Consider the following 23,040-nt stretch of genomic DNA (forward strand, 5'->3'; position numbering starts at 1 on the left):
GAGTATCTCCTGTCAGAGTCCTAGGCGGTCACGTAATCCATACCATGTCATGGCAAGCGCCAGAAGAGGGGAGCGCAGGGCAGATCCCCCCGGAAAGCGGTGCTGGGGCAGGCGGGCCATCAGGTCGAAACGGCCCGCTTCTCCGGCCACAGCCTCGGCCATGATCTTGCCGGCCATCGTGGCCATTGCCACACCATGCCCAGAATAGCCCGAGGCCGAAAGTACGCCCCTTGCCACCCTGCGGAAGCAGGGCATCCGGTTCATGGTAATGGCCAGTGTTCCGCCCCAGGCATAGTCGATCCGCGCATCGGCAAGCTGCGGATATACCTTCAGCAGTGGTTTGCGGACTGTCTTGATGATATCGGGAAAACGGTAGCCATAGCTTTCGCCGCCCCCGAACAGCAGCCGGTTATCATCCGACATCCGCCAGTAATTCACGACGAACCGCGTATCGCAGGCGGCCACTGGCGCCATAAGGCCGGGCACAGGTTCGGTTGCAACGATGAAGTTGTTGATGGGCATGACACGGGCGGCGACGCCCCCCTCCAATGCCCCCAGATAGCCGTTGCAGGCGAGGATGACGTGATCCGCCTGCACATGACCGTTTTCGGTGTGAACTGTGGTACCATCCAGACGGGTGACGGTGCTGCGTTCGTGAATGCGGGCGCGAGTGGCGCGGGCCAGGCCAAGCGCAAGGTTCAGCGGATGGACATGGCCAGCGCCCTGATCCAGATCGCCCCCCTTGTACACATCGGTCCCAAGCAGATCCGCCATTCGTGCCGCATCGACGGGCTGCACCTGATCGTAACCATAGTCCTTGGCCAGCTTTTCGGCATATCGGCGGGCATGATCGACCTCTGCCGTAGTCCGGCAGGCGTGGGCGATGCCGGGGCGATAGCCGGCCGGAATATCATGCCTTGCAATCAGATCATGCAGAAGGGTTTTCGCTTCTTCGGCCAGATTCCATAGATGGCGGGCATCGTTCATGCCCAGCATCGCCTCCAGATCGTCCTGCTCCCGCCGCTGACCGCTGCCAACCTGACCGCCATTGCGCCCCGAGGCCCCCCAGCCCACGCGCTGCGCCTCCAGCACCACAACATCAAAGCCACGTTCGGCCAGATGCAGGGCGGCCGACAGGCCGGTGTAACCCGCCCCCACGATGCAGACATCCGCGCGCGTGGCCCCTTGCAGTGGCGCAAACGCCGGCAGGGGGGTGGCTGTCGCGGCGTACCAGCTGGGAGGGTAGGCGCCGGGTTGGTCGTTGACGGTCAGCAGGTTCATACGTTCAGCAACAGATGCTCCCGCTCCCACGGCGAAATGACGCCTTGGAATTCGCGGTATTCGTTTCGTTTCACGACATCATAGACCTTGCAGAACTCCTCACCCAGAATTTCGCGCAGCGCGGTATCCTCCTCCAGCAGGTCCAGCGCATCGGCAAGGTTGTAGGGCAGGTCGGTCTCGCTCATGTATGCGTTGCCGATACATTCCGAACGCGGGTTCTTCTTTTCCATCAGGCCAAGATAGCCGCAGGCCAGCGATGCCGCGATCCCGAGGTAGGGGTTGCAGTCCATCCCCGCCAGCCGGTTTTCCAGACGGCGAGAATCCGGGTCGGAAATCGGGATGCGTAATCCAGTGGTGCGGTTGTCGCGACCCCACTCCAGATTGATGGGGGCGGCAAAGTCGGGGATGTAACGGCGATAGCTGTTGACGTAGGGGGCCAGCAGCGCCACGGCGGCAGGCAGGTGGGTCTGCATGCCAGCGATGAAATGCAGGAAGGATTCGGACTCCAGTCCGTTTTCGTCGCAGAAGATATTCCTTCCGGTCACCATATCCGTGACGGAATGGTGGATATGCATGGCCGAGCCCGGTTCCCCCTCGATCGGCTTGGCCATGAATGTGGCAAAGCAATCATGCCGCAGGGCGGCCTCGCGGATCAGGCGCTTGAAGAAAAATATCTCGTCGGCCAGTCGGACAGGATCGCCATGGGCCAGATTGATCTCTACCTGACCTGCGCCGCCCTCTTGCAGGATCCCGTCGATTTCCAGCCCCTGCAGTTCGGCAAAGTCATAAATGTCATCGATCACCTTGCCGTATTCATCGACCGCACTCATGGAATAGGCCTGCCGGCCTGCAGCACGGCGGCCCGAACGACCCATGGGCGGCATTACCGGCATGTTCGGGTCGATATTCTTGGCAACAAGGAAGAATTCCATTTCAGGTGCCACGACAGGCGACCAGCCCTGATCGTTATAGAGCTTCACCACGCGTTTCAGTACGTTGCGCGGGGCGGAGGCGACTGGTTCACCCGATTGGGTCATCGCGTCGTGGATCACCTGAATGGTCACATCCGCCGTCCAGGGGGCTGCACTGGCCGTGGAATAATCGGGGTAAAGGATCATGTCCGGCTCGGTAAATGCCCCGGTCGGGTTCTGCGACCATTCGCCGGTAATCGTCTGCAGAAAGATGGAGTTGGGTAAGAAAAAGCTTTTCTGCTTTTCGAATTTGGACGCGGGCATGGCCTTGCCGCGTGCGACGCCCGCCACATCCGAGACGATGCACTCCACCTCATCCAGACGGCGGCCTGCGATGTATTCGCGGGCTGCTTCAGGCATTTTTTCGGTCCAGTGTGTCATGTCTACCTCGGCTGCATGAAGAAATCGGCAATGCGACGCGCCATGGGTTCGCGGGCATTTGGTTGCCCCAGGCGGGCGGTTGCATCCGCAATCCGTTCGGCAGGGACAGTGGCGCCACGCAGATGGATCAGACCTTCTACGGCGGCGTCGGAAAATTCGGGATGGGCCTGAATGGTCAGGGCACGATCATCGTACACCATTGCGGCATTCGCGCAGAAGGCCGAGCTTGCCAGAACCCTCGCGCCCTCCGGTACGGCAACGACCTGATCCTGATGCCATGCGTTGAGGGTCAGCGTCTCTCCCTCGAACTCATAATCCGTGGCGCCTACGGACCAGCCATTCGCATATTTCTCGACCCGTCCGCCCAAGGCCTGCGCGATGATCTGATGGCCAAAGCAGATGCCGACCAGCGGCACGCGCGCGGCATAGATATTGCGGATGAGATCTTCCAGCGGGGCGATGAAGGCATGGTCCTCGTACACGCCATGGCGGGATCCGGTGATCAACCAGCCGTCGGCCTGATGCACATCTGTCGGGAAATCCATGTCGGTGACCCGCCACGTCCGGAAGGTAAATCCATTTCCGGCCAGAAGGGCCTCGAACATGTCGGGGTAGTCACCGATTTTCGTTTTTATATCGTCGGGTGCGTCGCCAGTTTGCAAAATGCCGATCAGCATGGAATCCGTCCAGATTAGGTTCGCCCCCAACCTAGTCACATGGCGGGGGCGGCGTCCAGCGGTCCCTGATCAGCGGATGATCTGCGGCAGCAATCGCGGGCGGCGGCGCTGGCGTTCATTGGTGGGCAGATGGCGGTTCAAATAGCGGCCCACCAGGCCGAACACCCAGGTGATGAACAGGGTAAGGATGATGAAATAGACCGCTACAATCGGATAGGCGATGAAGGGGTTGAATGTTTTTCCGGCGAAATAGCTGGCATAATAAAGGGCATCACCCCGCTGCTGGAACGCAGGAAACCCGGAGAAGAAGACAAGGGTCGTGGCGTGCAGAAGAAAGATGGCCTCATTGGTGTAGGCGGGCCATGCAAGGCGCATCATTGTTGGCCACTGGATCCGCCGGAACCGCCGCCAGCCTGTAAAGCCATAGGCTGCGGCGGCCTCCATGTCCCCGCGCGGAACGGTGCGCAGCGCACCCACAAAGATCTCGGCGGTATAGGCGGAAGTATTCAGGAACAGCACGATCGCCGCCCCGGCCCATGCGCGGGTGATCCAGTTGGTGTTCAACGTCAGCTCGAAAAGGCCAAGGGGGACCGTAATGCCGGCACGCGGCAGCATGACCAGAAGCTGGTAGGCCACAAAGAACTGGATAAAGAGCGGGGAGCCGCGGAACAGGAAGATAAACCATTCGCAGGGTTTGCGGATCAGCGCGTGGCGCGATGTCTTCCCGACAGCCAGCGCCGTGGCAAGGATGAAGCCTGCGGCAAGGGCGACGATCGCGAAATACACATTCAGGATCAGGCCGGAGCCGATCAGCGTGACATGCTGGCACAGATCGAACCCCTCACGGGGCAACAGACGCTCGCCGTATCCCAACGAGCGGAAGGCATAGCTGTGGATGGTATCAAGGCAGCTCATGCCGACGCCCCGGATTGTTTGACGATGGCCTGACCGCGCGAAAGACGGGCCGTGATGCGGTCCAGTACCAATTCCGAAGCCTTGGTCATGCAGAGATAGAATACCAGCAGTGACAGGAAATACCCCAGGCGCCAGTCAGGGTGCGGATAGGAATAGGCCTGCGTCTTCATCGATCCCAACTGCTGCGCCCAATAGACGATGTCCTGTACGCCCAGGATGAACAGCAACGGCGTGGCCTTTATCAGGATCATCCACAGGTTCGACAGGCCGGGCAGCGCATAGATCCACATCTGAGGAACCAGAATGCGACGATTGATTTGCCGGTTGTTCATCCCGTAGCTCTCGGCCGTTTCCAGCTGCGCACGGGGAACAGCCTTCATTGCACCGGTCAGCACATTGGCAGCAAATGCCCCGAAGACGATGGCGAATGTCAGGACTGCCAGCGCGAAGCCGTAAATCTGGTGCACGACCTGTGGCGCGTTGTTCGGGGGGATCTTGGCCGCGGGGCATACGCGGAATTCGAGCCCTTGGCGCACAGGCTCTGCCCAATCCGAACAGCGGGCGAAATGCAGGACGTATTCCAGACCCTGATCCAGCGCGACCACGAAGAACAGAAAGAAGACGACGTCGGGAATGCCCCGAACCATGGCCATGTATCCCTTGCCCAGCCAGCGCAGGGGGGCGGCACCGGACCGGCCCGCCATCGCACCGGCATAGCCGAAGGCAAGCGCGACCGGGGCCGTTACCGCCAGCAGGACCAGTACAGTCAGGAAAGAGGCATAGAATGACATGTGCGACCCCGACGTGAGGTAGCAGGACAGCCATTGCAGGCCTTCGAGGGATTTGGGATCAGCGCAATAAGCGAACATGGGGCATCCGGTGCGCGGGGAAAATCTCCCCGCGCGCCTTTATCAGAATTGGGGGGCTTCGTCGCCGAACCATTTGGACATCAGCTCGTTCAGTGAACCGTCGTCTTTCATGGTCTGGATGGTCGCGTCGAATGTCGCCTTCAGCTCGGTGTCGCTTTTGCGGACGCCCATGCCGATGCCGTCACCCAAGGGAACGGGCTGGTCGATCCAGGCGAACTGGCCATTCGATTCCTCGACAACGGGCTTCAGATAGTCGCTGTCGGCAAAAACCGCGTCAGCCTCGCCATTGCGGACTGCGGCAACAGCCTCGTCAGGGGTGGCGAATTCCAGAAGCGTCGCACCCGATTCCGCAACATACCCTGCCTGGATCGTGTTGATCTGGGCCGCGACGACACCGCCCTTGATGTCGGCATCCGGGTCCATGGCTGCATAGGCCGATTTTGCCGGCGGATAGTAGTTCTGGGTAAAGTCGATGACTTCACGGCGTTCGTCCGTGATCGACATGCCTGCAACAATGGCGTCATAGTTGCCCGACTGCAGGTTCGGGATCATGCCGTCCCAATCCGTCACGACCCATTCACATTTGACCTCGGCCATTTCGCACATCTTGTCGAACAGCTCGACCTCGAATCCGTCGGGCTTGCCGGAATCATTGATCAGGTTGAAGGGAGGGTAGGCGCCCTCGGTTGCAAGACGGATCGTATCCTGTGCGCTGGCAAAACCAGCCGAAGCCGCAATCAAGGCAGAGGCAAGAAGTATCTTTTTCATGACGGTTTCCCTGTTTTTATGATTATCACCCGTTCCCCCCGGCCGAGAGGAACCCTCGGAGACGGGCGGATTGGGGGTTGTTGAAAAGTGTTTCCGGGGGGCCCTGTTCTTCGATCAGGCCCTGATGCAGAAAGATGACATGGTCGGAGCAATCGGCCGCCATCTTCATATCATGCGTCACGATGATCATCGTGCGCCCCTCATCGGCCAGCGCACGGATCACGCGCACGACTTCCTGTTCCAGTTCGGGATCAAGCGCCGAGGTGGGTTCATCGAACAGCAGGGCGCGGGGCTCCATGCACAGGGCACGCGCAATCGCGGCGCGCTGCTGCTGCCCACCGGACAGCTGGGCGGGCCAGGCATCGGCCTTGTCGCCGATACCGACCTTGGCCAGATACCTGCGGGCACGCTCCTCCACCTCGTCCTTCGGGTGGCCCAGAACCGTGACCGGCGCCTCCATCACGTTCTGCAGGACAGTCATATGCCCCCACAGATTGAATTGCTGGAACACCATGGACAGATTCGTCCGGATGCGCCGCACCTGCGCCCGATCGGCCGGGCGGCGGTCATGTCCGGTTCCCTGCCATTTGACAGGCTCCCCCTCAAAGCGGATGCCGCCTTCCTGACTGTCCTCCAGCAGGTTGCAGCAGCGCAGGAGCGTGGATTTGCCCGAGCCGGAAGACCCGATCAGCGAAATGACATGACCCTTGGGCGCGGTCAGGTCCACGCCCTTGAGAACAGTCAGGTCGCCATAGGCCTTGTGGAGGTTCCGAACCTCGATCACCGGTGCGGATGGGGTTGGGGTCACAGTGCCTCTCACATCAAACTGTCGTAAAGATATGCGCAGGAGGGACTGCGACGCAATCGCGAATATGTCAGCCCTTCTGCACCTTTTGTCGGGCGATGGCGGATTCCTGATCGGTAACGCCCAGAAGTTTCGCCACAAGGCGGATGACCTGATCCTCCTCGGCGTCACGATTGCCATCTGCCAGCGCGACGGCCCAGAGCGCCTGCATCAGGGCGTCACGCTCCACCACCGGTACGGCATCCTTCAGCGCGCGGGTGAAGCGGACGGTATCGGGGGCCTGCGCCTCCAGCGCCTCGGCCTCCGTCCGCAGGGCGGCGGCATCGGTGTGGGACAGGCCGTGCCTGTGGGCCAGCACACGGTCTATGCGTGTTATCTCACCCTCGGAATAGTTTCCGTCGGCGCGGGCTATCCGGACCAGAAGCGCGGCAAGGGCCAGGCGCTGGTCCGGTTCGGGCAGCCGGTTCGGGCTGGGCGATATGAGGCGGTGCAATAGCTGTTCGAACATAGGGACCATAGATGGCGCAGGATGCGCGGGTGTCTAGGCAAAAATTCGTGTAAGCCGCGCCGCCTCTTCGTCGGTTCCATAGGGCGCGTTGATGATGAACATGCCTGAGCCGACCATCTTGTGTCCGTCACGTGCCGCTGGAAAGCGGACCTCGTGGCGCAGGGCGTTGGGGAAACGGTTTGTCAGCTTGTCCAGCATCGCGTGGTGCCAGCCCACCGTCAGGATCGGATACCAGAGCGCGATGATCCCTACATTCCACTTGCGGGCAACGGTGGCGATGAAATCGGGGGTGGTATCGTAATCCTCCTTCACCTCGTAGGAAGGATCGATCAGCATCATCCCGCGGCGGGGGGTAGGCGGGGTAAGCGCCTGCGCCATGCCGAAGCCATCCTTGCGCTGGATATGTGGCCACCACGGGGTCATGACCTCGCATAGCAGGCGGTGCTCCTGCGGGTGCAGCTCTGCCAGATGCATCTTGTCGTCGTCCCTCAGGGACAGGGCGGCCAGCAGCGGGGAACCAGCATAGGCGCTGTTTCCCCAACGGGCCCGCGTTTCCGCAAGGCGCTGACGGTAGGGGTGATCGGCAGGAAAGGCATCCTCGATCGCGCCGATCCCTTTTTCAGCCTCGCCCGTCTTCACGGCCTCCTCGGCATCCAGCCGGTACAGGCCGCGCCCGGCGTGGGTCTCGATATAGGTAAGCGGTTTATCCTTGCGGGTCAGATATTCCAGCATGAAGCACAGCAATGCGTGCTTCTGGACGTCGGCCAGATTTCCGGCGTGATACATATGTTGATATGACAGCATCAGCACCAGCTAGCGCCCTAATTGCAGGACGGCAAGGGCGCATGAAGATGCTGAAATGCCATAAAATCCGGGCTGGGTAACAAAAGCGTCACAAAACAGCTTTCAACGGATCGAAAATTGCGCTAACGCCCCATCCTGACATTCAAACCGGAAACTTGCCATGACCGACTTCACGACGTCCGAAGCAGGCACCGGCAGCACGCAGCCGCTGAACAAGCCGTCGCGCGTGTTGGCGGCCAGTCTGATCGGCACCACAATCGAATTCTACGACTTCTACATCTACGCCACGGCCGCCGTTCTGGTCTTCCCGGCACTGTTCTTTCCGAACAGCGATCCGATGACCGCGCTGCTGGCCTCTTTCGCCACGTTCTCCATCGCATTCTTTGCCCGCCCTTTCGGGGCCCTGGTCTTCGGCCACTTCGGTGACCGCATCGGCCGCAAGGCAACCCTGGTGGCGGCCCTTCTGACGATGGGCATATCGACGGTCATCATCGGCCTGTTGCCGACCTATTCCAGCGTGGGCGTGCTTGCCCCGTTGTTCCTGGCCCTGTGCCGGTTCGGCCAGGGGTTCGGCCTTGGCGGTGAATGGGGTGGTGCGGTTCTGATCGCGACGGAAAACGCCCCTCCGGGCAAGCGCAGCTGGTACGGCATGTTCCCGCAGCTGGGTGCGCCGGTCGGCCTGTTCCTTGCATCGGGCGTGTTCCTGACCATCCTGTACTTTGTTCCCGAAGGGCAGACCGCCAGCCTGTGGATCGCTGAAAGCGGCGTATGGCGCGCACCTTTCCTTGCATCGGCGCTGCTGATCTTCATCGGTCTGTGGGTTCGCCTGTCGATTACCGAAACTCCGGCGTTCCAGAAAGCCATCGACAGCCATGACCGCGTTGCGGTTCCGGCGGCAGAGCTGTTCCGCAACCACAAGCGCAGCCTGTTTCTGGGAACGTTCGTGGCGCTGGCGACATTCGTCCTGTTCTACATCGGTACGGCCTATCTTCTGTCGTACAACACCAAGATCATCGGGATGCCGCTGACCCGCGCGATCGAGATCCAGGTGATCGGTGCCGTTATCTTCGGTCTGGCCATTCCGTTTGCGGGCAAGCTGGGCGACCGCCTTGGCCGTCGGCAGGTTCTGATCGGGGTCACGACCCTGATCGCCCTGTTCTCCTTTGCACTGGCACCGCTCTGGGGCATGGGCATCGGCGGGATCATTATCTTCGTGATCGTGGCCATGGGCCTGATGGGTATCACATACGGCCTGATCGGTACGGTTCTGGCCGCACCTTTCCCGACGCGTGTGCGCTATACCGGGGCATCGATGACGTTCAACTTTGCCGGGATCTTCGGTGCGTCGCTTGCTCCCTATGCCGCCACTTATCTGCAGCGGCACTTCGGGCTTGAGGCTGTTGGCTGGTATCTGTTCGCCTCGGCCGTCATTACGGTGATCTGCATCATGGCATCGCGCAAGGGCGAGATCTGAGCGTACTCGATTGCCAATCGGAAAAGGCCGCCCCTTGGGGCGGCCTTTTTCATTCGCGCCATGCGTCGGCGACCCAAGGGGATGGTTTCATCCAGTGGCGCAGGTATCGCCATGTGGAGCCGTCCTTATGGGGTTTGTTGGACATGTTTTTCAGATGGCGTGACAGGCTCCATCCCTCACGCCCCAGCCAGCCCCCTGCAATGGCCTGTTCGGGAAAAACGCCGCCCGGGAATATGACGATGCGCGCATCCTTGGGAAGGCGCGGAGCAAAGGCGAAGTTCAGCGGGAATGGCGGAACGCATTGATAGCGGAAGTGGCGCACCCATGCCTTGGGGAACAGATCGATCCCGCCGGGGGCATTGCGCGTGACGAAACGCTGCTCGTACCCATACTCCTCGGCAATGGCCAGCGGGTTGGCTTTGAACTGCTCTTGCAACGGGAGCAGTTTGCCGACCGGAAAGCGGAAGACGGATGTCTGGCCAAGCCGCTCGAACGGTTTGGCAGGATTGCGCGACAGGATCACCTGATCCGGATCCCCATAGGTGAAGAAATCGTCAAGGTTTCCCGTAACGACGACATCCAGATCCATGAACAGGACCGGACCCGACAGATCGCCAAGGGTTGCACCCCACAGCCGTGATTTGGGCCAGATCCCTTTGCGTGTGACGGGGATTTCATAATCGATTTCAGGCAGGGGTTGGCAATCCACCTCGGGGCGGATGCCGTCCGTATTGTCGCAAAAACAGGTAAAGCGGAACGGTGGTGTGATGTTGCGCGCCACCATTGCATAGAGGCGATTGATGAAGGGGGGGCCGTATTTGGTACCCCAATTTATGCAGATCACCTGTTTCATCGACGTCCTCTTTATTCTTTGCCGAACCATCGCACAGGCCCGACCAAAGGAAAAGCGCCCCGGAAGGGGGCGCTTTGGGATCGGGCAGATATGTTCGGATCAGACCAGGCGGCTGATTTCCGTGGCGGCACGGATGAAATCGGCAAACAGCGGATGCGGGGCAAAGGGCTTCGATTTCAGCTCCGGGTGGAACTGGACGCCGATGAACCACGGATGGCCCTTCATCTCCACGATTTCCGGAAGGCGGCCGTCGGGCGACATCCCCGAGAACCAGAGCCCGCATTTTTCCAGCTTTTCACGATAGGTCGTATCAACCTCGTAACGGTGGCGGTGCCGTTCCTCGATCTCGGTCGAACCGTAGATCTTCGAGACAAGCGAACCTTCGGCCAATGCGGCGCTATAGGCACCGAGGCGCATGGTGCCGCCTTTGTCATCGCCGATCTTACGCTCAACGACGTGATTGCCCTGCACCCATTCCTTCAGGTGATAGACGACCGGGGTGAAGCGTTTGCGACCGGTTTCGAAGTTGAATTCCTCGGAACCCGCATCCGGCAGCTTGGCAAGGTTGCGGGCGGATTCGATAACCGCCATTTGCATGCCAAGGCAGATACCGAAATAGGGAATTCCCTTTTCACGCGCGAACTTCGCCGCCTTGATCTTGCCTTCCGTCCCACGCTCTCCAAAGCCGCCGGGCACGAGGATGGCGTGATATTCCCCCAGCCAGGCGGCAGGGTCCTCATTCTCGAACCGTTCGGCGTCAATCCATTCGGCACGCACGCGGGTCCGGTTGGCCATGCCGCCATGCGTCAGCGCCTCGGCGATCGATTTGTAGGCGTCGCCCAGCTGGGTGTATTTGCCGACGACGGCAATCCGCACTTCCCCCTCGGCATTTTCCAGCCGGTCCATCACATCGGTCCAGCGGTCAAGGTTGGGGCGCGGGGCGGGAGAGATGCCGAACGCATCCAGCACCGCCTGATCGAAGCCTTCGTTGTGATAGGCCAGCGGCGCTTCGTAGATGGATTTCAGATCGGGGGCGGCAATCACGGCATCTGCGCGCACGTTGCAGAACAGGGCGATCTTTTCGCGTTCTTTCTGCGGAATCGGCTGTTCGGAGCGGAGCAGCAGCACATCGGGGGCGATCCCGATCGAACGGAGTTCCTTGACGGAGTGCTGCGTCGGCTTGGTTTTCAGCTCACCGCTGGCGGTGACGTAAGGAAGCAGCGTCAGGTGGGTAAAGATGCATTGACCGCGCGGCTTATCCTGCGCGAACTGGCGGATGGCTTCGAAGAAGGGCAGGCCTTCGATATCCCCGACGGTGCCGCCGATTTCACACAGCTGGAAATCGACCTCGTCATCACCGATCGACAGGAAGTCCTTGATCTCGTTGGTGACGTGGGGGATGACCTGAATGGTTTTGCCCAGATAGTCACCCCGACGTTCCTTTTCGAGAACGGTCGAATAGATGCGCCCCGAGGAAACACTATCGGTTGCCCGTGCCGAAACGCCGGTAAAACGCTCGTAGTGGCCCAGATCCAGATCGGTTTCCGCGCCATCATCCGTGACGAAAACCTCACCATGCTCGAACGGGCTCATCGTGCCCGGATCAACGTTGAGGTAGGGATCGAGTTTGCGCAGGCGGACCGAATAGCCCCGCGCCTGAAGCAGTGCACCCAAGGCGGCCGAAGCAAGACCCTTGCCAAGCGAGGAAACCACGCCGCCGGTGATGAAAACGTATCGCGCCATGCGTGGACACTCCCGTGAAGAAAATTAGGCAGACGATTCGGACGTTATGAATCGCTGCATCACGGGACTCGGTAAATAGCGCAGGACTTGGCCCTGCGCAACCGGACGCCGCAATATGGTGGTGTGGCGCAAGTTGCCCTGCGCTACGCGTTGTAGATCAGTTGGCTGGTGCCGGTGCCGCAGGTGTTTCATCGGCACGGGGCGGAACCAGCGGCGTATTGCTGTTGCCCGTCGTGGGCGGAAGCAGGCTGCTGCCATCATCGCCGTCGGCATCATCACCGGACGAAATGTTCTGTCCGCCGATCTGGTCCAGTACCGAACCGCCCGAAGAATTGGACGCTGCAACGATCGTAAGGGCAAGCGACGTACAGATGAACGCGATTGCCAGAACCCAGGTGGCCCGTGTCATGACGTTTGCGGCCTGCCGCTGTGTCATGGCGCCACCGCCACCGCTGCTGCCCATTCCAAGGCCACCGCCTTCGGACCGCTGCAGCAGGACAATACCCACAAGCAAGAGCGCCAGGATCAGGTGGACAGTAAGGATGACATTTTCCATGCGTGGAATGGCCTTCGGATGGTGACGCGCCTATCTAGAAGCAACGGGCGAGGGCTGCAACCCCTAAGGGGTCATCCCCGCCGCAGGGATTCCGCCACAAGGCGCAAAAGCCTTGCTTCTGCGGGGTCTGCGGCTTCTGCTTGCGACAAAAGGCGCGTGACGATGTTCTGGCGTTCGATTGGCGGAAAATCGGCAACAACTTCTTTGACAACGGAAACGGTTGCCCGCCGCAGGGCGACCATCTCGTTCTCAAGCTCGATGATTCGGCAGTCGATACGCATTGGCTCCTCAGCCGCTAGGTGGCTATTCATAGACAAATCACGTATTTGTTGCTACTTGGCTATAAAGACAGGTTAATCGGCCTGCGCGGTGTCTATGCGCACCACAACCGATAATCCCGGGACCAGCTGTGCAGCCATGGGCTGATCTTCGTCTATCGCGATCCGGACAGGCACACGCTGGGTGACCTTGGTAAAGTTGCCGGTCGCATTGTCCGTTTTCAGCACGCTGAACTCACTTCCCGTGGCGGGGGAGAAGCTTTCGATATGGCCCGTCAGCTGAACACCGCCATAGGCATCGATCCGGATCGTTGCCTGCTGCCCGACCTGCATATGGCCGATCTGCGTTTCCTTGAAGTTGGCGATGACCCAGGTGTGGTGCGGTACCACCCCCATGACCTGCGTTCCTGCGGACACATATTGCCCGACGCGGGCCCCGACCTGTCCTAGCCGGCCATCCTCGGGCGCGGTCAGGCTGGTGTGGTCCAGATCGATCTGCGCCAGCTCGACCATGGCCTCGGCCGCGGCGATTCCCGCTTCGGCGGTGCCCTTTGCGGTTTCTGCGGCCAACACGTCCTGTTTGGTGATCTCCACCTGTGATTCCGCAGTGTTCACATCGGCATTGGACTGATCCACCCTGGCGCGGGCGGTATCGGCCTCGGCTTGGGAGGTGATCCCCCGTTCGGACAGCGAGTTGACACGGTCCAGATCCCGCTGCGCCACGTCGGCGGCAACCTTGGAGGCATCCAGCGTGGCATTGGCGGCGCTGACCCGCGCCTCAGCCGAAGCGCGCTGCTGGGCGGCCGAGGCAAGCTGTGCCTGCTGCTGTGCCAGATTTGCCCGGGCCTGTGCCAGTTTCTGCACATAGATCCGGTCGTCGATCTGCAGCAGCAGGTCACCTTGCTTCACCTCTTGGTAATCGGTGACGGCAACGCGCGCGATCGGGCCTGCCACCTGCGGCGCGACAAATGTGATGTTGGACCGCACATAGGCATTGTTCGTCTCCTCCACCGAGGATCGGAATGGGGGCAGCTGCCAGGCGTACAGGATGAACAGAACCCCGAGCAGCGAGATCACCACTGCAAATATCGTCAGGGGATGTTTGATAAGTTTACCCATGTGGCGTCATCCGTTGGCAGGTTCGCTTGCATGGCGGCTGCGGAGCCAGATCACGCCCCAATGGGCGATCAGGATGATCATGGCACAGGCCGCGACAAGCGCGATTAAGGTAAATACGTCATTATAGGCCAGAACGGTCGCTTCCTTCTGAACGGCCTGGCTCAGAAGTGATGTTGCCTGTGCCTGGCGGGCCGCCGCATCGGGCAATGTCTGCGCCAGGGATGCGGCATAGGTCTGCAGCCGCTCCGCCACCAGCTGCCCGCCCTGCATCAGATGCGCCGAAATCAGGTTGGTATGCACATCCAGCCGGAACTGCATGACGGTCTGGAACACCGCCGTTCCGGCAATGCCGCCAAGTCGCTGCGTAGTCAGAAACACGATGACGAAGCTCAGAATATATTGCGGTCCGCGTTTGAGGGCGACCATCAGTCCCGCCGCCAGTGCTGCGGGCAGAAAGATCGCACTGGCAAAGGCGATGAGACCCTGGCTGAACAGCATCTGTTCGGGGCGCGTCTGGCTGGTGGATTGCGCATCGATCAGCGCTCCGATGATGATCAACATCAATGCCACGATATGGATGGCGTGTTCCCGGCCCGGTTTCAGAATGACGGCGCTGACCAGTCCCCCGGCAATCGTGCACAGCAGGATTACCCAGAACAGCCCCTGCATCTGCTGGTTCTGCAGGCCCAATGCCAGATAGAGGCCGGGTGCGCCCGAAGCCTGTTCGGACAGGACGATGCGGAATACGATCAGCGCGCCTGCAAACTGCAGGATGGCGGGGGAAAAAAGCCACCGCACATCCAGCAGCGGCCTTGTCCGGTGCAGTTCGATCACGATGGCCGCGCCGATGCTTATGGCACTAACCAGCGTCAGGATGCCCAGCCATTCGGCATCGAACCACCAGTAGCTTTTGCCCATCACCAGCACCACGGCCAACCCGCCGAGTCCTACCGCGATAAGGGGGTAGGAGATGAAATCCCAGCGTTCGATCACCTTCTGGCGTGGCACGGGGGCCAGGGGTAGGGTGAACACCACGGCAAGACACAGAAGTGCCAGACCCAGTTCCAGCAAGGTCGAATGAAACCAGCTGTCCGTATCCATCAGCGAAGGTGACAGCACCCGGGACAGCGGGGTGCCGATGCTGATCCCCGTCAGGGCAAGCGATAATCCGACCGAAAGTTTGCGCGCTGGTGGAAACGGCTCCAGCATATAAAGGAATGCAAGGGTAGAGATGGGGGCGGCGGCCAGCCCGCTCATGAATCTGACGGCAATGCCGGAGTGCAGATCCGTAATCCAGACATTCAACAGGGCGCTGACGACAAAACCGATCAGAGCCACCTCTCCGAAACGACGAAGGCCGAACTGGTTGCGTATCTTGATCAGGGCAAGGGTAACCGACGCGCTGGGCGCCATATAGGCCGCGGCAAGCCAGAGCGCTTCTTGCTGGGTGGCCCCGAAATCACCCTGAAGCTGCGTCAGGTTGGAGCTGAGCAGGCTCAGCCCCAGGCCTTGCGTGATCCCCAGCAGAAAGGATGCAGCAATATAGCACGCCGCCCGCTGCGGGGACATGACCAGCCAGCCTTGCAAGGCACCGGTTGGAGGGGTGGGGGCGGTTGTCACGTCATTTCTCTTGTGCGGCGAGGTCAATGTTTTTCAGAACGTGGGTCAACGTGGCGGTCGCATGGGCAAGTTCTGTGGCCGGAATGCCTTCGAGACATTCCTTGCGAATTTCGGCAAGGTATTTCAGAAGCTCGCTTGCCGTGCCTTGGGCGGCCGGTGTCAGGTAGACATGCCGCGCGCGGCGATCTGCCCCTTCGGCGCGCCGCTCGACCATTCCCGCCTTTTGCAGGGCGTCCACCAATCCGACGATCGACGGCTGTTCCACATCAAGCCTTTGGGCAAGCTGGACCTGCGTCAGGCCGTCTTCGCGGGCCAGTTGCACAATCAGTCGCGCCCGGGACAGCGTCAGCCCGTGCAGTTTGGCGCGCGCATCGAACAGCGTGCGCAGTTTGCGGGATACATTGACCAACGTATCCACGAAATTTTCCGACGTGGCTGGCATAAGGGGCCCCCAAGGGCAGGAAATGGATTGAAGCTTAGGAGCCTATATATAATTCACTTACACATCTGCAAGGCCATGGCGTGGCGTGTTCTGGAGTTGTGCCTCAGTCAAACAGATCCAACGGGATTTTAAGGTAACGCCGGCCGTTGTCCTCGGGTGCGGGAAGCCTTCCGGCCTGAATGTTGACCTGCAGGGCATGCAGGATGATGCGTGGCATGGGGAGCGTGCGGTCCCGTGCCCGACGCGCCGTCACGAATTCCTGTTGTGTGGGATAGGCCGACATATGGCTGTTGGTGGCGCGCTGTTCGGCCACTGTCGATTGCCAGCGGGGTTCTCTGCCGCCGTGGCAATAATCATGCCCGGTAAAAAGGCGCGTCTCGTCGGGTAGGGACAGGATGGCCTGTATGGAATCCCATAGGGCTTCGGCGCTTCCTCCGGGGAAATCGGCGCGCGCCGTGCCGCTGTCCGGCATGAACAGCGTATCGTGAACGAATGCAGCGTCCCCCACCACATATGTGACGGAGGCAAGCGTGTGGCCGGGGGAATGCATGACCTTTACCGGAATGCTGCCAAGCTCGAACGTCTCGCCGTCAGTGAACAGGCGGTTCCATTGGGAGCCATCGGTTGCCAGCGCGGGGAGATTGTAGAAATCTTGCCAGAGTTTCTGCACCTCGGTTATCCGGGCGCCGATACCGGTGCGCACCCCCGTGCAGCGGTGCAGATAGGCCGCTGCCGACAGGTGGTCCGCGTGGGGATGCGTATCCAGTATCCAGTCCAGCCGGTACCCGTGTTCGTCTATGAATGCCAAAAGGCGATCGGCCTCGGTGGTTGCCGTTTTCCCCGATTTCTCATCGTAATCCATAACCGGATCGATAATGGCCGCAGCCCCCGTGGCCGGATCTGCCACCACGTATTGAATGGAGCCAGAGCGGGATTCATGGAATCCGGTAACCTCGGGGGTATGCATCGCAAGCCTCGTTTTCTATAGGGGGCTGCCCGCTGTGGATACGGGGCAGCATCATCCGGACACTGCCATCCGGATGATGGGTGCCTTTTTTAGCTAGCTCCACTGGATCAGGGTTCAAAAAATTATATGTTCCACCGGATTCTGATAATGCGAGAAAAATTGGTGACGAACTGGAAGAACGCGGGTCTGCCCGCTTTGATGGCTGCAAGCGTTCTTGCTGTTTTTCTTGCCGACCTGTCCGTCCAGCGCGGAACGGCGGTCTGGATTGCCTATCTGGTGCCCGTGATCCTGAGCTGGGCCGGACGTAAGGAATGGCTTCCGCCGGTAACGGCATTTTTCATCATCCTCATCATGATCGTGGGCTTCTTCTTTGCCCAGCCGGGGATCGATCCGAACATCGCGGCCGTGAACCGGGTCATGGGGGCTATCATCATTGCGGCCCTCGGAACGATCGGTTTCCTGTTCGTACGCTACCGTGATGCATTGCGGATGTCGGACTGGCTGGGGGAGGGCAACCGCCAGCTTTCCCGCGCGATGGAGGGTGATCTGGAGCTGAACGTGCTGGGCGATAGCGTCATCACCATGCTTGGAGACCGGATTGGTGCCCGTGCGGCGGTATTCTATGCCCGCGAAACCGACGGCTTTGTCCGCATCGCGCAATACGGGCTGGCCCCCGGTGCCGTGGTGGCCGAGCGGTTCGGCGTGGGCGAGAGCCACCTGTGGCGGGCGGTGAATGATCGCAGCGTCGTCACCCTCGATCGTCTGCCGACCGAGGCGCTTGCCTATGGCTCGGCGCTTGCCTCTGCCCCTGCCGCAACATCGGTTGTCGTGCCGGTCATGGATGAAGGGCGTGTGAACGGGGTCATGGAATTCGGTTTTGACCGTGCCGTTCCCGATTACCAGAAGCGTCTGTTGCGCGATGTTGCCGATCCTGTCGGGATTGCCGTGCGTTCTGCCCGTGACCGTGTCCGCCTGCGCAGCCTGCTGGAGGAAACGCGCAGGCAGGCCGAGGAACTGCAATCCCACGGCGAGGAACTGGCCGCCAGCAACGAAGAGCTGACCGAACAGGCCCGCGCCCTGGAAGAAAGCCAGCAGCGGCTGGAACGCCAGCAAGCCGAGCTGGAAGAGCAGAATGCCCAGCTGGAGGGGCAGACCCAGGAACTGGAGGTCCAGCGCGACGAACTGGCGCGCGCCCAGCGGATGACCGAACAGCAGGCCAGCCGTCTGGAGGCCGAAAGCCGCTACAAATCCGAATTCGTCGCGAATATGAGCCATGAGCTGCGCACCCCGCTCAATGCGCTGCTGATCATGTCACGCCTGCTGGCGGAAAACCGCAGCAAGACACTGACCGCCGAACAGGTGGATTGGGCGGAGACGATCGAAAGCTCGGGCAAGGATCTTCTGGCTCTCATCAATGACATCCTCGATCTGGCGAAGATCGAGGCGGGTAAGCTGGATATCGCCTCGCATACGTTGCGCGCCCCCGATATCGCGGCCAAGCTGGAACGGACCTTTGGCCCGCAGGCGCAGAACAAGGGTATCGGCCTTGTGATCGATGTGCCCGAAGACCTGCCGACGGTAGAGACCGACAGCAGCCGTCTGGAACAGATCCTGCGGAATTTCCTGTCGAATGCGATCAAGTTCACGGATCGGGGTGAAGTGACGCTGAGCATCCGGCCCGATGGCGACGGTCTGGTCTTTGCCGTGCGTGATACCGGTATCGGCATTGCCAAGGCCGATCAGGATGCGATCTTCGAAGCCTTCCGCCAGGCGGATGGTACGATCAGCCGGCGCTATGGTGGGACAGGCCTTGGCCTTTCGATCTCGCGTGAATTGACAGAGCTGCTGGGGGGCAGGGTCACTGTCGAAAGCACTCCGGGCAAGGGAAGCACCTTCGCGCTGCATCTGCCTGCGAACATGTCGGGCAAACCTGTACCCAAGGCGGTTTCACCCGTCGCGGTGTCACGCCGTGCAGAACCCATGCAGGTGCCTGCGAACCCGCCTGCCATGCTGCGCCCGCGGGCGGGTCTGGTAAAGGATGACCGGGAGGTTCTGGATGGGGACAAGCGGTTGATCCTTGTGATCGAGGATGATCCGGCCTTTGCCCGTATCCTCGTGGATCTGTCGCATGAACTGGGGTTCCAGTGCATCGTTGCGGGCAACGCCGAGGATGGCGTGCTGGCTGCGCGCCAGTATCTTCCCTCGGCTGTGGTTCTGGATTTCGGCCTGCCGGATCATTCGGGCCTGTCGGTTCTGGACAGGCTGAAGCGCGATACCCGCACCCGCCACATCCCCGTGCATATGGTCTCGGTCGAGGATTATACCCGTGAGGCGCTGGCCCAGGGCGCACGCAGCTACATGTTGAAACCCGTACGCCGCGAGGAGCTGGCGCTGGCCTTGGACAGCATCGAATCGCGGATCAACCAGCGCATGCGCCGCGTGCTGATCGTAGAGGATGATCCTGCCCAGCTGACAGGCCTGAAGGCCCTTCTCGGGACCAAGGATGTGGAGACTGTGGGCGCCTCAACCGCTGCCGAAGGCGCGCGGCTGATGAAGGCGCAGTCATTCGATTGTCTGGTATTGGACATGACATTGCCCGATGCCTCCGGCTTCGATCTGCTGGAGTCGCTGGATGCCGATACCGACGCCGCATTTCCGCCGGTTATCGTCTATACAGCGCGCGAACTGTCGGCGGCCGAAGAATTGCGTCTGCGGCGGTATTCCAAGTCGATCATCATCAAGGGGGCAAAATCTCCCGAACGGTTGATCGACGAGGTGACGCTTTTCCTGCATCAGGTCGTCTCGGATCTGCCGGAGCGCCAGCAGCAGATGCTGGCCGCCTCCCTTAACCGCGATGCCCTGCTGGAGGGGCGGCGGATTCTGGTGGTCGAGGATGATATCCGCAATGTCTATGCGCTGACTGCCATTTTCGAACCGCATGGCGCCGAGGTGCAGATTGCCCGGAACGGTCGTGAGGCGCTGGAGGCGCTGGGCCGTGTGGCGGATGGGGCAGCCGGTATCGATCTGGTGCTGATGGACGTGATGATGCCCGAGATGGACGGGCTGACCGCCACGCGGGAAATCCGCCGTCAGGATCGCTGGAAATCCCTGCCCATCATCATGCTGACGGCAAAGGCGATGGCGGATGATCAGGATCAGTGCCTTGCAGCCGGCGCGAATGATTATCTGTCCAAGCCGCTGGATGTTGACCGGCTGCTGTCGCTGACCCGTGTCTGGATGCCACGATGAAAGAAACGGCAACGGTCGAGGATATCGAGCTGGACCTGTTCCTCGAAGCTCTGCACCGGCGGTATCATTACGATTTCCGGGCCTATTCGCGCGGGTCGCTGTTCCGCCGTGCCGAGCTGGCGTGCGAACGGCTGCATTGTGACAGCCTTTCTGCGCTGCAGGACAAGGTGCTACATCACCCCGAGATCCTGCCCGACGTGATCGATTGCATGACAGTGCAGGTCAGCGAGATGTTCCGCGACCCGGCTTATTTTGCGGCAATGCGCCAGCATGTGATCCCGCATCTGCGCACCTTTCCCTCGCTCAAGGTCTGGGTGGCCGGATGCAGTGAGGGTGAAGAGGTCTATTCCCTTGCGATCCTGTTTCGCGAAGAGGGGCTGTTCGACCGCACGATGTTCTATGCGACCGAGATCAACCGACGTGCCTTAGTCCGGGCCGAGGCAGGGATCTATCCGATCGAACGTATGGCCGATTTTACCGCCAACCACCAGAAAACCGGGGCACGGAACTCTTTGGCCGATCATTATACGGCGGCCTATGGCGGGGCGGTGATCGACCGCAGCCTGCGCTCCCGTATCGTGTTTGCGGAACACAGCCTTGCCACCGATCAGGTGTTTTCCGAGATGCACCTGATTTCCTGCCGGAATGTCCTGATCTATTTCGATCAAAACTTGCAGGACCGCAGCTTCTGCCTATTTCAGGATGCATTGGTACGCGGGGGCTTTCTGGGCCTTGGCGCCCATGAAACACTGCGATTTTCGGCCCATGCCGGCGCATTCACACCGTTCCGGGAAACCGAGCGGATCTGGCGCCGGTCCGCCGGACAAAGGAAAGAGGGCACGGATGCCGCATGAGCCTGTTCATTTCCTTATGGTCGATGACCTTGAGGACAATCTGATCGCGCTGGAGGCATTGCTGCGACGTGACGGTCTGGTTCTGCACCGGGCCCGTTCAGGCGCAGAGGCATTGGAAATGATGCTGTCCCAGGATTATGCGCTCGCCCTGCTGGATGTGCAGATGCCGGGAATGGACGGTTACGAACTGGCAGAGCTGATGCGGGGCATCGAACGGACCCGCAAGATCCCGATCGTCTTTCTGACGGCGGCTGCGTTGGACGAACGGCGGATGTTTCGCGGGTACGAAGCGGGTGCGGTGGATTACATATCCAAGCCCATCGACCCGATGATCCTGCAATCCAAGGCGCAGGTGTTTTTCGAGATCGGATTGCAGGCAAAGGAGCTTGCGCGGCAGCGCGATGAAATGCGGGCCGTTTCGCAGAACCTTGCGGCCGCCGTTGCCCGGATCAAGTCGCATACCGACAATTCGCCACTGGGCGTAGTCGAATTTGATGACATGCTGACGATCCGCCACTGGTCAAAGGGCGCCGAGAGGATGTTCGGCCTGACCGCGCGGGACATGGAGGGCCAGCGGGCCTCTACCGGAGACTGGCTGACGGCCGAGAGTGTTGCGGAGTTGAATGCCTGGTTCGACGCCATACGGCATGAAGGCGGGGCAGGGCGCAATACGCTGCTGCTGCAGGCCCGCACCGTTTCCGGCAGGCAGATCGACTGCGAATGCTATGGCTCTGTCATTCCGCCGGGGCATGGTGCGCTACAGACGATGAACCTGCAAATCCTGGATGTGACCGAACGGAGACGTTCCGAAGAGATGCGTTCGGTCCTGATCGGTGAATTGAACCACCGGGTAAAGAATACGCTGGCGAATGTGCAGGCGATCGCCCGCCAGACCGCGCGGCATACTACGGATCCGGCGCATTTCATCGAAACCTTCAACGGCCGCCTTTCGGCCCTGGCAAAAGCGCATTCGATCCTGAGCAGCGAGACATGGTCCGGCGCCGACCTGACCGATCTGATTGCCGAGGAAATCCGCATGGGCGCCTTGCCCGAGGATCGGGTCAGCCGTGAAGGGCCGATGGTCCGCCTTGCCCCGGCCCATGCATTGCAACTGGCGCTGACCCTGCATGAACTGACGACGAATGCTGTGAAATACGGGGCGCTTTCCGTTCCAACAGGGCATATATCGCTGACATGGACACTTGCAGCGGATGAGCTGACCTTCCATTGGCGGGAAACCGGAGGGCCAGAGGTGGTCGCGCCCGCCCGTTCCGGCTTTGGTTCGGTTCTCATCACCAGCGGTGTCGGGGCCGAGGGGGGGGAGGCCGTGGCCGATTGGCGCCCCGAGGGCGTGTGCTGGACCATTCGCATGATGGTGGACCCCTGCAATGACCCGCATGAGGCCGAGCCTGCAAATAGCCGCCCATCCTATGACAAGGCGTCCGATCCTGCTGCCTTCAAAGAGCCGCGTGAGGTATCCTTGGGCAAGCGCCGCGTTCTGGTGATAGAGGACGAGGTTCTTTTGTCGATGGAGGTGGCTGCGGCAATCCGGGAAGCCGGGGCGACCGTGGCCGGAACCGCCTTCCGCCTGCGTGAGGCACTGGATCTGATCGCCCGCGCGCCTGCGGATCTGGCCATTCTGGACGGCAATTTGCATGGGGAATCCGTGGAGCGGATTGCCGAGGCCCTGCGGGCGCAAGGTGTTTCCTTCTGCTTTACCAGCGGATACGGGCGCGAGCATCTGCCGGATGGTTTTGACACAACACCGGTGTTGGAAAAGCCCTTTGCAACGACATCATTGCTTGCAACCCTGAGGGAGCTTGCGGCACGACAGGATGCAACGGAGCGGATGCGGATCTCGGCATAACCGCGAAACCTTTGTTTAATGGCTGGGCGTTAAGATAGA

Annotated in this window: 21 protein-coding genes; 4 read left to right on the forward strand and 17 right to left on the reverse strand. The window is 60.7% G+C overall.

Translation table 11 applies throughout. The features are described 5' to 3' along the window. Positions 1 to 12: 12 nt before the first annotated feature. From TR36_RS12935 to rlmJ, 9 genes are all read right to left on the reverse strand, one after another. Entirely contained in the window at positions 13 to 1,281 is a 1,269-nt protein-coding gene (locus tag TR36_RS12935) for an FAD-binding oxidoreductase (RefSeq protein ID WP_062763431.1), read from the reverse strand. Further along, the gene (locus tag TR36_RS12940; protein ID WP_045386810.1) at positions 1,278 to 2,633 is read right to left on the reverse strand and encodes a glutamine synthetase family protein; all 1,356 of its coding nucleotides are present in this window, start codon (positions 2,631 to 2,633) and stop codon (positions 1,278 to 1,280) included. The genes TR36_RS12935 and TR36_RS12940 overlap by 4 nt, the downstream gene beginning before the upstream one ends. Before the next feature lie 2 nt (positions 2,634 to 2,635). Then, complete coding sequence (locus TR36_RS12945; RefSeq protein ID WP_062763433.1) at positions 2,636 to 3,310, reverse strand: type 1 glutamine amidotransferase; 675 nt, start codon at positions 3,308 to 3,310, stop codon at positions 2,636 to 2,638. A gap of 69 nt (positions 3,311 to 3,379) precedes the next feature. Beyond that, on the reverse strand, positions 3,380 to 4,225 hold the full coding sequence (locus tag TR36_RS12950) for an ABC transporter permease (RefSeq protein WP_045386804.1): 846 nt from the start codon (positions 4,223 to 4,225) through the stop codon (positions 3,380 to 3,382). After that, a complete protein-coding gene (locus TR36_RS12955) occupies positions 4,222 to 5,094 on the reverse strand; it encodes an ABC transporter permease (RefSeq protein WP_062763436.1) in 873 nt (290 codons plus the stop codon). Before TR36_RS12955 ends, TR36_RS12950 begins: the two co-directional genes overlap by 4 nt. Before the next feature lie 42 nt (positions 5,095 to 5,136). Beyond that, positions 5,137 to 5,862: a transporter substrate-binding domain-containing protein gene (locus TR36_RS12960; RefSeq protein ID WP_045386798.1), complete on the reverse strand. Its 726-nt coding sequence runs from the start codon at positions 5,860 to 5,862 to the stop codon at positions 5,137 to 5,139. A gap of 25 nt (positions 5,863 to 5,887) precedes the next feature. Then, a complete protein-coding gene (locus TR36_RS12965; RefSeq protein ID WP_192841357.1) occupies positions 5,888 to 6,670 on the reverse strand; it encodes an ATP-binding cassette domain-containing protein in 783 nt (260 codons plus the stop codon). A 67-nt stretch (positions 6,671 to 6,737) separates the two neighbouring features. Next, a complete protein-coding gene (locus TR36_RS12970; protein WP_045386793.1) occupies positions 6,738 to 7,175 on the reverse strand; it encodes a TerB family tellurite resistance protein in 438 nt (145 codons plus the stop codon). A 33-nt stretch (positions 7,176 to 7,208) separates the two neighbouring features. Continuing rightward, positions 7,209 to 7,979 carry a 23S rRNA (adenine(2030)-N(6))-methyltransferase RlmJ gene (gene rlmJ / locus TR36_RS12975; RefSeq protein WP_062763467.1) on the reverse strand — a complete coding sequence of 257 codons (771 nt, stop codon included), beginning with the start codon at positions 7,977 to 7,979 and terminating at the stop codon, positions 7,209 to 7,211. Positions 7,980 to 8,139: 160 nt separating this feature from the next. Between rlmJ and TR36_RS12980 the strand changes: the two genes are divergently transcribed. Continuing rightward, positions 8,140 to 9,453 (forward strand): MFS transporter, encoded by a 1,314-nt coding sequence (locus tag TR36_RS12980; RefSeq protein ID WP_045386790.1) that lies wholly within the window; start codon positions 8,140 to 8,142, stop codon positions 9,451 to 9,453. Positions 9,454 to 9,502: 49 nt separating this feature from the next. On the opposite strand, the gene TR36_RS12985 is transcribed toward TR36_RS12980, so the two are convergent. The 8 genes from TR36_RS12985 to TR36_RS13020 form a co-directional block, all read right to left on the reverse strand. Next, positions 9,503 to 10,306 carry a glycosyl transferase gene (locus TR36_RS12985; RefSeq protein ID WP_153010568.1) on the reverse strand — a complete coding sequence of 268 codons (804 nt, stop codon included), beginning with the start codon at positions 10,304 to 10,306 and terminating at the stop codon, positions 9,503 to 9,505. Between the two features lie 99 nt (positions 10,307 to 10,405). Continuing rightward, a complete protein-coding gene (locus TR36_RS12990; RefSeq protein WP_045386785.1) occupies positions 10,406 to 12,049 on the reverse strand; it encodes a CTP synthase in 1,644 nt (547 codons plus the stop codon). A gap of 157 nt (positions 12,050 to 12,206) precedes the next feature. Beyond that, positions 12,207 to 12,605, reverse strand: a complete 399-nt coding sequence (secG, locus tag TR36_RS12995) for a preprotein translocase subunit SecG (protein ID WP_045386782.1) — start codon at positions 12,603 to 12,605, stop codon at positions 12,207 to 12,209. 71 nt (positions 12,606 to 12,676) lie between these two features. Next, positions 12,677 to 12,886 carry a hypothetical protein gene (locus TR36_RS13000; RefSeq protein ID WP_045386779.1) on the reverse strand — a complete coding sequence of 70 codons (210 nt, stop codon included), beginning with the start codon at positions 12,884 to 12,886 and terminating at the stop codon, positions 12,677 to 12,679. A gap of 72 nt (positions 12,887 to 12,958) precedes the next feature. Continuing rightward, a complete protein-coding gene (locus tag TR36_RS13005; RefSeq protein ID WP_045386776.1) occupies positions 12,959 to 14,002 on the reverse strand; it encodes an HlyD family secretion protein in 1,044 nt (347 codons plus the stop codon). Positions 14,003 to 14,008: 6 nt separating this feature from the next. Beyond that, on the reverse strand, positions 14,009 to 15,622 hold the full coding sequence (locus tag TR36_RS13010; protein ID WP_062763440.1) for an MFS transporter: 1,614 nt from the start codon (positions 15,620 to 15,622) through the stop codon (positions 14,009 to 14,011). Between the two features lies 1 nt (position 15,623). Next, a complete protein-coding gene (locus tag TR36_RS13015) occupies positions 15,624 to 16,064 on the reverse strand; it encodes a MarR family winged helix-turn-helix transcriptional regulator (RefSeq protein WP_045386773.1) in 441 nt (146 codons plus the stop codon). Positions 16,065 to 16,167: 103 nt separating this feature from the next. After that, a complete protein-coding gene (locus tag TR36_RS13020; protein WP_045386771.1) occupies positions 16,168 to 17,031 on the reverse strand; it encodes an MBL fold metallo-hydrolase in 864 nt (287 codons plus the stop codon). 147 nt (positions 17,032 to 17,178) lie between these two features. On the opposite strand from TR36_RS13020, the gene TR36_RS13025 reads away from it, so the two are divergent. From TR36_RS13025 to TR36_RS13035, 3 genes are read left to right on the forward strand one after another with little or no spacing between them, the layout of a single operon-like run. Continuing rightward, complete coding sequence (locus TR36_RS13025; protein ID WP_062763442.1) at positions 17,179 to 20,280, forward strand: response regulator; 3,102 nt, start codon at positions 17,179 to 17,181, stop codon at positions 20,278 to 20,280. Then, entirely contained in the window at positions 20,277 to 21,134 is an 858-nt protein-coding gene (locus tag TR36_RS13030) for a protein-glutamate O-methyltransferase CheR (protein WP_045386766.1), read from the forward strand. The genes TR36_RS13025 and TR36_RS13030 overlap by 4 nt, the downstream gene beginning before the upstream one ends. Further along, complete coding sequence (locus tag TR36_RS13035; protein ID WP_062763444.1) at positions 21,124 to 23,001, forward strand: response regulator; 1,878 nt, start codon at positions 21,124 to 21,126, stop codon at positions 22,999 to 23,001. The genes TR36_RS13030 and TR36_RS13035 overlap by 11 nt, the downstream gene beginning before the upstream one ends. Positions 23,002 to 23,040 lie beyond the last annotated feature (39 nt).

Origin of the sequence: Falsirhodobacter sp. alg1, from assembly GCF_000739715.2 — a bacterium.
In the GTDB taxonomy this organism is placed as follows: Bacteria; Pseudomonadota; Alphaproteobacteria; order Rhodobacterales; family Rhodobacteraceae; genus Falsirhodobacter.